Genomic DNA, 12,487 nt, shown 5'->3' with positions numbered 1-12,487 from the left:
CGTCGGCCGACCGAACGAGGAGCAGTGTGAGACCGCGCGGAGTGCAGATCGCCGCCGCCGGTGTCCTGTGCGCCCTCGCGCTCGGCGGCCTCGCCGGCTGCGGGCGCTCCGAGGGCGGTCTCCGGAGCGCGGGGGCCACGCCCACCGCCGTGGGGCCCGTGCGGCTCTGGCCCGACCTGCCGCCCGCCACGAACCCGCCCATCGACTACGGGGAGACCGACACCGCGCGCGTCCCCGGCGTCCAGGTCCCCGACAACGACGTCCACTCCCTCGACGCCGTGAAGGTCGTCGCCGCCGAGGTGCGCGCCCACCCCGACACGTACACCGGCGGCGACGGGATGTACGAGGAGACCGCCCGCGCGATCGAGGCCTGCGGCACCGCGCCCGCCGCCTGTCCGGTGATGCGGCCGTACTACCACGACCTCACCGGCAACGGCCGGGACGAGTTGATCGTCGGGATCCGCATGCCGGACCAGCAGATCGGGGTGCGGGTCTACCTCGCCGAGAACGGCGGGCTGACCCGCATCATGTCCACCGTCGACCAGGTCATCAGCGTGGAGCTGGCCGGCCGGGACCTGATCATGCGGGTCGGCTCGGCGGGCATCCCGGGGTACGAGTACCGCACCGCCTGGTCCTGGGACGAGCAGCAGCACAGCATGCTGCCGACCCGTGACGAGATCATCCGGGTGAAGCCCGCGGGCACCGGGCCCTCGACCGTGCCCGCGCCCCGCCTCGTGAGTCCGACACCGACCCCGACGCCCACCCTGCCGGAGCCCGCCGCCGACGCGCCCGCCCCGCTCCCCGTGCCCGACGAGCCGGGCCCGTGAGGGCCCCCCGGCTGCCCGCCTGGACCGCGACCCTGACCTGGAAGGCCGCGGTCTTCATCGCGGTGATGTGCTGCGCGCTCGCCGCGCTGCTCGGCATCCTCGTCCACGTGTCGGTGACCGGCCAGACCGTGAACGACTCCCGGGAGAAGGCGCTGGCGCGGCTCACCGACGTCACCCGCCTCTACGAGGCGGGCGAGCCGCTCCCCCGGTTCGCCGGGATCGACCCGCCCGGCCTGCCGGCCTCCCTCCGCGCGCTGGCCGTCCGGGGCGAGCGCGGCACGGTGGTCGCCGAGGACCGGGGCCGGCCGACGATGTGGGCGGCTGGTCCCGCCGACGGCCGCGCCCTCGCCGTACGCGTCGACTACACCCAGAGCGCCGAGACGATCGACGCGCTCGACCGCTCGATCGTCGGCTCCTCCGTCCTCGCGATCGGGGCGACGCTGCTCGTGGGCGCCTTCGCCGTCACCCGGGTGACCCGGAGGCTGCACCTCACCGCCCAGGTGGCCCGCCGGATCAGCGCCGGCGACCTCGACGCGCGCGTCGACGACCCCCGTACGAAGGACCCCTCGCGCCCCCAGGACGAGGTGGCCACGGTCTCCGGGGCGCTCGACACGATGGCGTCCTCGCTCCAGAGCAAGCTGCAGAGCGAGCAACGGTTCACCGCCGACGTGGCGCACGAGCTGCGCACCCCGCTGACCGGGCTCTCGGCCGCGGCGGAGCTGCTGCCGGAGGGGCGGCCCTCGGAGCTCGTACGGGACCGGGTGCGGGCGATGCGCGCCCTCACCGAGGACCTCCTGGAGATCTCGCGGCTCGACGCCCGCAACGAGACCGTGGACCTGGCGGTGCACGAGCTCGGTCCGCTCGTCGAGCGGGTGGTGCGCGCGTCGGGCACGGACACCGAGGTGCGGGTCGTCCGGGACACGACGGTGGAGACGGACCGGCGGCGCCTGGAGCGGGTGCTCGGCAATCTGGTGGCCAACGCGCACAAGCACGGGTCCCCGCCCGTGGTGGTGACGGTGGACGGGCCGGTGCTCTCCGTGCGGGACCACGGGCCCGGCTATCCCGGGTACCTGCTGGAGTCGGGGCCGCAGCGGTTCCGCACCGAGAGCGGGGGCAAGGGGCACGGCCTCGGGCTGACGATCGCGGTGGGGCAGGCCGAGGTGATCGGTGCCGAGCTGCGCTTCACCGGGGCGCAGGGCGGCGGAGCCGAGGCCCGGCTGAGGCTGCCCGAGTACGTGGCTTTCGCGGACCCGGCGCGGGAGGACTGACGGCGCCGCGCGGTCCGGACGGGCCCCTCGCGGCCCGCGCGGACCGCCCGTCGCGGGGACGGACCGTCCACGGCCCGGACAGACCGCCCACGGCACACCGTCACACAAAAGGGACATAGGGCATACCGCTTGCTACGTTGCGGCCATGACCGCACCGCGCACGGACGCCCCCCCGCCGGGGGTGCGCCTGCCGAAGCGCCGCGGCGTGGAACTCTCCCTCCTCGTCTGCGCCGTCCTCATCTCCGTCTGCGGCTACGCCGAGGTCGGACTCGCCCGCAGCGGAGCCGTACCGCCGGACGCCGCCCGCTACGGAGCCGGGCTCGGCCTGCTCGCGCTCGTCGCCCATCTCGCGGTCCGGTTCCGCGCCCCGTACGCCGATCCGCTGCTCCTGCCGATCGCGGTGCTGCTCAACGGCCTCGGCCTGGTCCTGATCTACCGGCTCGACCTGGAGACGCCGAACGACCAGGCGGCGGCGACGCAGCTGGTCTGGTCGACGCTCGGGGTGGCGCTCTTCATCGTGGTCGTCCTGCTGCTCCGCGACCATCGCGCGCTCCAGGGGTACGCGTACGTGTCGGTGGCCGCCGCGCTCGCCCTGATGATCCTGCCGATCTTCTTCCCCGCCGTGAACGGCGCCAAGATCTGGATCCGGATCGGCGGCCTCTCCTTCCAGCCGGGCGAGTTCGCCAAGATCCTGCTCGCCGTCTTCTTCGCCGCGTACCTCGCCGCCAACCGCAACGCGCTGGCGTACACCGGCCGCAAGATCTGGAGGTTCCAGTTCCCGACCGGCCGGGTGCTGGGACCCATCGTGGCGATCTGGCTGCTGAGCGTCGGCGTGCTGGTCCTCGAACGGGACCTGGGCACCTCGCTGCTCTTCTTCGGCCTCTTCGTGATCATGCTGTACGTGGCGACCGGACGGACCGGCTGGATCGCGGTCGGACTCGTCCTGGCCTCGGCCGGGGCCTTCCTCGTCGGCTCCCTCGAACCGCACGTGCACAGCAGGGTGGAGGACTGGCTCGACCCCTTCGCCTCGATCCGGGCGGGCGAGGGGCCGGGGCAGCTCGCCCAGTCGCTGTTCTCCTTCGCCGCCGGCGGAATGCTCGGCTCCGGGCTCGGCCTCGGCCACTCCGTCCTCATCGGCTTCGCCACCAAGTCCGACTTCATCCTCGCCACGGCCGGCGAGGAGCTGGGACTCGTCGGCCTCACCGCGCTCTTCCTGCTGTACGCGCTGCTCGTCGCCCGCGGCTACCGCGCCGGCCTCTCGCTGCGCGACCCCTTCGGACGGCTCCTCGCGATCGGGCTCGCCTCGATCGTGGCCCTCCAGGTCTTCGTCATCGCGGGCGGGGTGATGGGGCTCATCCCGCTCACCGGCATGGCGATGCCGTTCCTGGCGCAGGGCGGCTCCTCGGTCGTCACCAACTGGGTGATCGTGGCGCTCCTCATCCGCGTCAGCGACTCGGCCCGCGCACCCCAGCCCGACGACGCGGACACGGGGACCCTCGCGCCCGTCAAGGAGGGCGCGTCGTGACCCGGTCGTACGTGGCGGAGGAGGGCGCCCGGTGAAACGGTCGTACGGCCCGCAGGGGGGCGCCCCGTGATCCGGTACGCGCGGCGGGCCGCTGCGCTCTGTCTCGTCCTCCTGGTCGCCCTCCTCGTCAACTCCGCCCGCGTGATGGTCTTCGAGGCCGAGTCGCTCGACGACAACCCCGCCAACCGGCGGATCGCGATCAAGCGCTACGCGGAGCCGCGCGGCGAGATCGTCGTCGACGGGAAGCCGGTGACGGGCTCGCGGGACAGCGGGCAGCAGCTCCGCTGGGAACGGACCTACCGGCAGGGGCCGTTGTACGCCCCGCTGACCGGCTACTCCTCCCAGACCTACGGCACGACCCTCGTCGAGCACGCCGAGGACGGGATCCTGTCCGGCACCGCGTCCGTGCTGGCGCCGCTGCCGCTCTGGAACGACCTCACCCGGGGCCGGCAGCCCGGCGGTGACGTCGTGACGACGATCCGCTCCTCGATGCAGGAGGCCGCCTACCGGGGGCTCGGCGGGAAGCGCGGCGCCGTCGTCGCGGTGGAGCCGCACAGCGGTCGCCTCCTGGCGCTCGTCAGCTCGCCCTCGTACGACCCCGGTGTCCTCTCCGGGACGGGCAGGAAGGTCGAGGACGCCTGGAGGCGGCTCAACACCTCGCCGAACCAGCCGATGCTGAACCGGGCGCTGCGGCAGACGTACCCGCCGGGCTCCACGTTCAAGATCGTGACGGCCGCCGCGGCGCTGGACTCCGGGGCGGTGCGGGACGTGGACGCGCCGACGGACACCCCCGACCCGTTCGTGCTGCCCGGCACCCGGCAGGTGCTGCCGAACGAGGCGACGGGCTGCGCCGACGCCTCCCTCGCGTACGCCATCCAGTGGTCGTGCAACACGGTGATGGCCGGCCTCGGGGTGGAGGTGGGGCTGACCGGCATGGTCGACGCGGTGGAACGGTTCGGCTTCAACGACACCGGGCTGCGGGTGCCGTCCTGGGTGGCGAAGTCCAACTTCGACCGGGAGATGAGCCCGGACCAGCTGGCGCTCTCCTCCATCGGGCAGTTCGACACGACGGCGACCCCGCTCCAGATGGCCATGGTCGCGGCGGCCGTCGCCAACAACGGCGAGATCGCCCAGCCGTACCTCGTCGACCGCACCACGACCTCGGGCGGCACGACCGTCGACCGCACGGGCCGCCGCAGCTACCGGCAGGCGATGAACCCGTCGACGGCGATCCAGCTCCAGCGGCTGATGGTGAAGGCGGTCGAGGAGGGCACCGGGACGAACGCGGCGATCCCCTGGGCCCGCGTCGGTGGCAAGACGGGCACGGCGCAGCACGGCTTCGGCAACACGGGGACCCCGTACGCCTGGTTCATCGCCTGGGCGCAGGCCGACGACGCGGCCCAGCCGGCGGTCGCGGTGGCGGTGGTCGTGGAGGACGCGGAGGCCGCCCGTACGGACATCAGCGGGGGCGGCAGCGCGGCCCCGATCGCGAAGGCGGTGATGGAGGAGGCGCTCCGCCTGGAGGCCGAGGCGCGGGGGTAGGTCAGGCGATCGGCTTGCGGATCTCCGCGCGGATCCTGGCCGTCTTCTCGGCGAGCCCGGCCAGGTCCATGTCCCGCGGGTCGGCGGTGGCCGACTCCGGGGTGACGAGGGCCACGGCGGCGGCCGTGTTGCCGTCGCCCCAGGCGCACATGGGGAGCGTGGTCGTGGTGAGTCCGCTCCGCGAGGTGGTGACCTGGCACCTGATGGTCACGCCGTACCCGGCGGGGGTGAAGTCCTTGGGCCTGACCACCAGTTCGGAGCCCTTCTCGGTGGCGGCGCCCTTGAGGATGGAGCCACGGGTGGACTCGCCGTTCCTGATGCGTCCGTACAGCCCGGAGAGGACGAGGACGGAGTCGTCCTCGGCGCCGTACTGCCCGACCGCCGCCGTGGCGTCCTTCACCGTGAGATCGGGGGCTTCCTCGATCTCCTTGCCCTGGGTGTCGGAGAGGTCGGAGACCAGCGTGTACTCGCCGCCGAGCAGGGTCTTGGGGACGACGAGCTTGTGCGTCGGCTCGGGGAAGTCGCCGGCGACGCCGTCGAGCCCCGCCTTGACCGCGTAGCCGAGACCGCCGACCAGGACCAGGGATCCGATGACGATGGCGACGATCGCGCCGGCCGAAAGGCCCTTCTTCGGCGGCCGTCCCACGGGCGGCTGTCCCCAGCCTCCGGGGCCGGGCCCCTGGTGGTGCGGCGGGACGCCGTGCGGCGGAACCCCCTGCTGCGGGAAGCCCTGCGGCGGGTAGCCCTGCGGCGCGCCGAAGGCGCCGGGCTGCCCCGGGGGCGGTACCGGTCCGCCGTACGGGTTGTGGGGCGGCTGGTGCGGCGGAGGCGGCATGGTCATGACGGGCACGCTACGTCACCCCTGTGACAGGCCGCTCTCCGGGTGCGGGGGCGGGCTCACTCCCCCGCCGCCCCCTCCGCGATCGCGTCCGCCACCTCCGTCACCCTGGCCCGCTCCTCCCGCGCGAAGCGTTCCGCGTCGAGCCGTTCCGCGATCTCCTCGTCCTGGGTCATCAGCAGGTCGAGGCTGGAGTCGCCGAGGTCGAAGACGCCCATGTCGAGGTAGGCCTTCTGGAGGCGTTCGCCCCAGAGGCCGATGTCCTTGACGCACGGGACGATCCGGCTGAAGAGGAGCTTGCGGAAGAGGTGCAGGAACTCGCTCTGCTCGGTCAGCTCCTCCGCCTCCTTCCGCGGGATGCCGAAGTTCTCCAGGACCTCGACGCCGCGCAGCCGGTCGCGCATCAGGTGACAGCCCTCGATGACGAACTCCTCGCGCTCGCGGAGTTCGGCATCGGACAGCTGCTTGTAGTAGTCGCGCAGGGCCATCCGTCCGAAGGCCACGTGCCGGGCCTCGTCCTGCATCACGTACGCGAGGATCTGCTTGGGGAGCGGTTTGTCGGTGGTGTCGCGGATCATGCCGAACGCGGCGAGCGCGAGGCCCTCGATGAGGACCTGCATGCCGAGGTAGGGCATGTCCCAGCGGGAGTCGCGCAGGGTGTCGTCGAGCAGGCCCCGCAGGTTGTCGTTGATCGGGTAGAGCATGCCGACCTTGTCCTGGAGGAAGCGGCCGTAGATCTCGGCGTGCCGGGCCTCGTCCATGGTCTGGGTGGCCGAGTAGAACTTGGCGTCCAGGTCGGGCACGGACTCGACGATCCGGGCGGCGCAGATCATGGCGCCCTGCTCACCGTGGAGGAACTGGCTGAACTGCCAGGAGGTGTAGTGCCGGCGCAGGTCGCCCTTGTCCTTCTCGGTCATCTTCGCCCAGTGGCGGGTGCCGTGGAGGGTCAGGACCTCGTCGGGGGTGCCGAGCGGGTCGTACGGGTCGACCTCCAGGTCCCAGTCGATCCGCGTGGCGCCGTCCCACTGCTTGTCCTTGCCCTTCTGGTAGAGGGCGAGGAGGCGCTCGCGGCCGTCGCCGTACTCCCAGGAGAACCGGGCGGCGCCGGTGGCGGGCACCTGCCAGCCCGGGGAGGACGGGGCGGTGGTGTAGAGGTCGCGCGTCGACACTGACGCCTCCTTGGGTGGGGTCGGGCCTTTCCCGTGGTGCGCTGCGGTGGTGCGGGCCGTGCGGGTCCTCCGGCCAGGCTCACACGTTGGTAGACGGATCGTCAACAAGTGCGACGGGAGCGGGAGTTGCCGTGCGGGAGGGATTGACGGGCTTACTGACGGGCAGTCTCATAAGAGGTGACCACCGGTGACGCCACGACGGCCAGCACAGCGAGGTGCGCGACCATGACCCCCTTCACCGAGCCCGACTTCAGCCTCCTCCGGGACGCCCTGGGTCCGCTGCGCGACCGCGAACAGGTCGCCGAACGCCTCCTGGAGTCCTCCCGGAAGCACTCCTACGACCCGGACACCGAGCTCGACTGGGACGCGCCGTTCGAGGAGGGCAAGTGGTTCTGGCCGCCCGAGCTCCTCTCCCTCTACGGCACCCCGCTGTGGCACCGGATGTCCGAGGAGCAGCGGATCGCGCTCTCGCGCCACGAGGCGGCCTCACTGGCCTCCCTCGGCGTCTGGTTCGAGATCATCCTGATGCAGCTGCTCGTCCGGCACATCTACGACAAGTCGCTGACCAGCCATCACGTCCGCTACGCGCTCACGGAGATCGCGGACGAGTGCCGGCACTCGATGATGTTCGCCCGGCTGATCGAGCAGGGCGGCACCCCCGCCTACCCGGTGCCGAGGGTCTACCACAACCTCGCGCGCGTCCTGAAGACCGTCTCCACCACCCCCGGCTCCTTCGCCGCGACCCTCCTCGGCGAGGAGATCCTCGACTGGATGCAGCGCCTGACCTTCCCGGACGAGCGGGTGCAGACCCTGGTGCGCGGAGTGACCCGCATCCACGTGGTCGAGGAGGCCCGCCACGTGCGGTACGCCCGCGAGGAGCTGCGGCGCCAGATGGCGACCGCCCCGCGCTGGGAGCGGGAGTTCACCCGGCTCAGCTGCGGCGAGGCCGCCCGGGTCTTCTCCACCTGCTTCGTCAACCCCCGGGTGTACGAGGCCGTGGGCCTGGACCGGCGCGAGGCCGTCGCCCAGGTGAAGGCGAGCGGACACCGGCGCGAGATCATGCGGTCCGGCGCCGGGCGCCTCACGGACTTCCTCGACGACATCGGCCTCCTGCGCGGCCCCGGACGCCGCCTCTGGAAGTCCTCGGGGCTGCTCGCCTGACGGCTCCCCCTGACCGGGCGGGCCACCGCGCGGTTACGCTGCGGTCATGACGAGTGCCGCCACTCCCGCGTACCGCAGACTCACCGTCGAGCAGCGGCGCGGGCAGCTCCTCGACGCCGCCCAGGGGCTCTTCGCCCACCGGACGCCCGAGGACGTCTCGCTCGACGACGTCGCCGAGGCGGCCGGCGTCTCGCGGCCCCTCGTCTACCGCTACTTCCCCGGCGGCAAGCAGCAGCTGTACGAGGCCGCCCTGCGCTCCTCCGCCGACGCGCTGAACCACTGCTTCACCGAGCCGCCGGTGGGACCGCCCACCGAGCGGCTGGGCCGGGTGCTCGACCGCTACCTGGCCTTCGTCGACGAGCACGACGCCGGGTTCAGCGCGCTGCTGCGCGGCGGCAGCGTCGCCGAGACCTCCCGGACCACCGCGATCGTCGACGAGGTGCGGCGGGCCGCCGCCGAACAGATCCTCGTCCACCTCGGGGCGGAGCGGCCAGGACCCCGGCTGAGCATGATGGTCAGGACGTGGATCGCCGCCGTGGAGGCGGCCTCGCTCATCTGGCTCGACGAGGAGAAGCGGCCCCCGGCCCCGGAGCTGCGGGACTGGCTCGTCGACCATCTCGTCGCCCTGCTCGCGGCGACCACGGCGAGCGACGAGGAGACGGCGGGGGTCGTCGCCCGGCTCCTCGCCCAGGAGACGCCCGAGGGGCCGGTGGCGAGGCTGGCCCGCCGGGTGGCGCCGGTGGTCGGCGAGGCGGCCCACCTGATCTGACCGGCGGCGAGGCCCTCCGGGAGGGGACGGGGAGGAGACGGGGGAGAACGCGGGCCGGGGGACCGGAGGGGACACTGGAGGGGTGAGAAGCGAGAACACCCCCTTCCGTGGCGGCCCCCTCGACGGCCGGGCCCTGCCGATCCTGCTCGGCCCGACCGGCCACCCGCCGAAGTGGTACGAGGTCCCGGTCCCGGCCCACGACGGACGCCCGCCGACCCTGTACACGTACCGGCGCGAGCCCGCGGGGTACACGAAGCGGCTGGGTCTCCAGCGGGGCTGGGTCTACCAGTACGCGCCCGAGGGCCGGGAGCGGCGGGAGCTGAGGTGGCCGTGGTCGAAGCCGAAGGGCACGGAGCCGAACGGGTGAGGCCGCCGGGCGCGCCCCCATCCGTACGGTAATCGGATGAAGTGACGCGTCATCATCCCCGTGGAGGTGGTGACGTGTCGCGAAGGCTGCCGCGTACGGTCCGCACGGGGGCGCTCGCCGTGGCGAGCACGCTCACGGGAGTGGCGCTCATGGGCGCGGGCCCGGCGGGCGCGGCCGCGCCGGAACCGCCCGTCGACCCCCCGGTGGAGGCGCCCATCGCCTGGGCCGACCCGGCGGCGGAGCCGGTGGGGCCGGTCGACCCGGAGGCGGGGGCGACGACACCGGTCGAGCGGGAGAACGCCCCGGACGCGGACACGGAGACGAAGTCGGAGACGGAGACGGAGTCGGACCCGGTCGGGGCGGCGGGAATCGACCCGGTCGGGGCGGCGGCGGGACTCGGCCCCGTCGACCCGCCCCCCGAGCTCCCGGCCACCTCCCCGGCCGTCTCCCCCACCCCGACCACCGACGGGGCCACGGCCGACGCCACCGTCGACGCCGACGCCCTCCCTCCCCCCGGCGGCGACTCCGTCACCGCCCTGCTGACCCGGATGCGCACCCTCTACCAGCAGGCGGAGGAGGCCACCGAGCGGTTCAACGCCGCCGAGGAGGCGCTGAGGCTCCAGACCACCGACACCCGGAAGGTCACCTCCCGGCTCACCGCCGCCCGTACCGCGCTGGCCGAGGGCCGTGCCGCCGCCGGCCGGATCGCCCGCGGCCAGTACCAGGGCAGGTCCGAGTTCTCCTCGTACCTGCGGCTGCTCCTCGCGCCGGACCCCCAGTCGGCCCTGGACCAGGGGCATCTGATGTCCCGCGCGGCCCGCGACCGGGCCACGGCCGTCTCCCGGCTCGAAAGGGCCGAGCGGCAGGCCGGCACCCTGGCGAGCGCCTCCCGGAAGGCGCTCGACCGTCAGCAGACCCTCGCCGCCGCGCAGCGCACCCGGCGCGACGAGGTACGGGCCAGGCTCGCGGAGGTCGAGAAGCTGCTGGCCGGGCTCTCCCCCGGGCAGCTGGCCCGGCTCACCGAGCTGGAGCGGGTCCAGACGGCGGGCGCGCAGCGCGAACTGCTCGACACCGGTGTCCTGGACGGCCGGCGCACCCCGTCCCGGGCGGGCGCGGAGGCGCTGCGGTTCGCGGTGGACCAGATCGGCAAGCCGTACGAGTGGGGGGCGGAGGGCCCGGGGACGTACGACTGCTCGGGCCTGACCCAGCGGGCGTGGGCGGCGGCGGGCCGGGAGCTGCCGCGCACCAGCCAGGAGCAGTGGGCGACGCTGCCCCGGGTGGAGCTGGCGGAGCTCCGCCCCGGGGACCTGGTGGTGTACTTCCCGGGCGCGACCCATGTGGCGGTCTATCTCGGCGAGGGCCTGGTGGTGCAGGCGCCGCGGCCGGGCGGGAAGGTGAAGGTCTCCCCGATCGCGGCGAACCCGCTGCTCGGCGCCGTTCGCCCCGACCCCGAGGGCGAGACCCTGGCGTCGTACACCCCGCCGCCGCTTCCTGCGGGGGCGCGGGACGGCGGGGACGAGGGCTACGACCGCGGCTGAACCACACGTCCGCGTCGGCGCGAGGCGCCCCCGCCGGACGTGGCGGCCGGTGTGTCCGGAGGGGCGGGGCGGGTCGTACGTCCACCGCCGATGCGTTCACGCGGCTCGAACGGCCGGCCGTAGCCGCGGTCACGCGTGCGGGGTGCCGCGGCACACCGTCCCTGTCCCGGACGTCCGGACCGCTGTAGCGCGGCGGAGCCGGGGGGCCGGCAGCCCGTGGGCCGCCGGCCGTGGGCGCTCGGCCGTCAGGCGCCCGTGACCTCGGCCAGGTACGCCGACGTCTTCTCCGGCTCGAAGAAGAAGTTCTCGAAGTCCGAGGGGTCGTTGAAGCCGTTCGCGAAGCGGTCGGCGACGGGCTGGAGCTGGCCCGCGGCGCCGATCAGGTTGAGGACGTGCTCCGGCGGGACGCCGAGCATCGCGTTCGTCCACTTGGTGACGTGCTGGGCGGTGTCCCAGTAGCGGTCGAAGGTGGCCTGCATCCACTCCTCGTCGAAGGGCTTGTCGCCGTGCTCGACGATGGACGCGAGGTACGCGGCGGCGCACTTGGAGGCCGAGTTGGACCCCTGGCCGGTGATCGGGTCGTTGGCGACGACCACGTCGGCGACGCCGAGGACCAGACCGCCGCCGGGGAGGCGGCCGATCGGGTTGCGGACGGTCGGCGCGTACCGGCCGGCGAGGGTGCCGCCCGCGTCGGTCAGTTCGACCCGGGTGGCCCGCGCGTACTCCCAGGGCGTGAACTTCTCCATCAGTTCGAGCGTCAGGGAGAGGTGCTCCGCCGGGTCCTTGACGCCCTGGAAGACGTCGAGCGGGCCGCCGGGGACGCCCTCCCAGAAGAGGATGTCGGCGCGGCCGCCGGTCGTCAGGGTCGGCATGACGAAGAGTTCGCCGACGCCCGGGACGAGGTTGCAGCGGACCGCGTCGAACTCCGGGTGCTCGGGGCGCGGGCCGAGACCGTGGACGTAGGCGACGGCGAGGGCGCGCTGCGGCGCGTCGTACGGCGAGCGGGACGCGTCCCGGCCGAACATCGAGACCAGTTCGCCCTTGCCCGCCGCGACCAGCACCAGGTCGTAGCTGCGGGAGAAGTAGTCCAGGTCGCCGACGGCCGCGCCGTGGATCACCAGCTGGCCGCCGCGCTGGGCGAAGGTCTCCATCCAGCCGGCCATCTTCACCCGCTGGTCGACGGACTGGGCGTGCCCGTCGAGCCTGCCGACCCAGTCGATCGCGCGGCTGGAGTCGGGGGCGGCCACGGAGACGCCCAGACCCTCGATCCTCGGGGCCTGGGACTCCCAGAAGTTGAGGCCGAGGTCCCGCTCGTGCTGGAGCGCGGTGTCGAACATGCACTGGGTGGACATGACCCGGCCGGCCCGGATCTCGTCCGCCGTCCGGTTCGACATGAGGGTGACCTCGTACCCCTGCGACTGGAGGCCGAGGGCGAGCTGCAGACCGGACTGACCGGCGCCGACTATGAGTATCTTCCGCATGG

At 73.5% G+C, this 12,487-nt stretch carries 11 protein-coding genes; 8 read left to right on the top strand and 3 right to left on the bottom strand.

Translation table 11 applies throughout. The annotated features are described in order from the left end of the window. Positions 1-26 precede the first annotated feature (26 nt). The 4 genes from ABT129_RS02435 (at position 27) to ABT129_RS02420 (ending at position 5,162) form a co-directional block, all read left to right on the top strand. Positions 27-827: a hypothetical protein gene (locus tag ABT129_RS02435; protein WP_351895557.1), complete on the top strand. Its 801-nt coding sequence runs from the start codon at positions 27-29 to the stop codon at positions 825-827. Further along, a complete protein-coding gene (locus tag ABT129_RS02430) occupies positions 824-2,095 on the top strand; it encodes an ATP-binding protein (protein ID WP_351895555.1) in 1,272 nt (423 codons plus the stop codon). Before ABT129_RS02435 ends, ABT129_RS02430 begins: the two co-directional genes overlap by 4 nt. Before the next feature lie 145 nt (positions 2,096-2,240). After that, positions 2,241-3,620: an FtsW/RodA/SpoVE family cell cycle protein gene (locus ABT129_RS02425; protein WP_351895552.1), complete on the top strand. Its 1,380-nt coding sequence runs from the start codon at positions 2,241-2,243 to the stop codon at positions 3,618-3,620. A gap of 66 nt (positions 3,621-3,686) precedes the next feature. Then, entirely contained in the window at positions 3,687-5,162 is a 1,476-nt protein-coding gene (locus ABT129_RS02420) for a penicillin-binding transpeptidase domain-containing protein (protein WP_351895550.1), read from the top strand. Position 5,163: 1 nt separating this feature from the next. Here the strand turns inward: ABT129_RS02420 and ABT129_RS02415 are convergent, their stop codons facing one another. After that, positions 5,164-6,003, bottom strand: coding sequence for a hypothetical protein (locus ABT129_RS02415; protein WP_351895547.1), 840 nt, complete (start codon positions 6,001-6,003; stop codon positions 5,164-5,166). A 56-nt stretch (positions 6,004-6,059) separates the two neighbouring features. After that, entirely contained in the window at positions 6,060-7,169 is a 1,110-nt protein-coding gene (locus tag ABT129_RS02410; protein ID WP_351895545.1) for a ferritin-like domain-containing protein, read from the bottom strand. Positions 7,170-7,394: 225 nt separating this feature from the next. On the opposite strand from ABT129_RS02410, the gene ABT129_RS02405 reads away from it, so the two are divergent. The 4 genes from ABT129_RS02405 (at position 7,395) to ABT129_RS02390 (ending at position 11,004) form a co-directional block, all read left to right on the top strand. Beyond that, on the top strand, positions 7,395-8,330 hold the full coding sequence (locus ABT129_RS02405) for an AurF N-oxygenase family protein (protein WP_351895543.1): 936 nt from the start codon (positions 7,395-7,397) through the stop codon (positions 8,328-8,330). A gap of 46 nt (positions 8,331-8,376) precedes the next feature. Next, positions 8,377-9,099 carry a TetR/AcrR family transcriptional regulator gene (locus ABT129_RS02400; protein WP_351895540.1) on the top strand — a complete coding sequence of 241 codons (723 nt, stop codon included), beginning with the start codon at positions 8,377-8,379 and terminating at the stop codon, positions 9,097-9,099. Positions 9,100-9,181: 82 nt separating this feature from the next. Further along, positions 9,182-9,466, top strand: coding sequence for a DUF8847 domain-containing protein (locus ABT129_RS02395; RefSeq protein WP_351895536.1), 285 nt, complete (start codon positions 9,182-9,184; stop codon positions 9,464-9,466). Positions 9,467-9,540: 74 nt separating this feature from the next. After that, positions 9,541-11,004, top strand: coding sequence for a C40 family peptidase (locus tag ABT129_RS02390; protein WP_351895534.1), 1,464 nt, complete (start codon positions 9,541-9,543; stop codon positions 11,002-11,004). 245 nt (positions 11,005-11,249) lie between these two features. Here the strand turns inward: ABT129_RS02390 and ABT129_RS02385 are convergent, their stop codons facing one another. Continuing rightward, on the bottom strand, positions 11,250-12,485 hold the full coding sequence (locus ABT129_RS02385; RefSeq protein ID WP_351895532.1) for a styrene monooxygenase/indole monooxygenase family protein: 1,236 nt from the start codon (positions 12,483-12,485) through the stop codon (positions 11,250-11,252). Positions 12,486-12,487: the final 2 nt, after the last annotated feature.

The organism is Streptomyces sp. NPDC002057 (assembly GCF_040296665.1).
Taxonomy (GTDB): Bacteria; Actinomycetota; Actinomycetes; order Streptomycetales; family Streptomycetaceae; genus Streptomyces.
The sequence above is the reverse complement of the archived record's forward strand: the minus strand, read 5'-3'. Positions and strand labels throughout refer to the sequence as shown.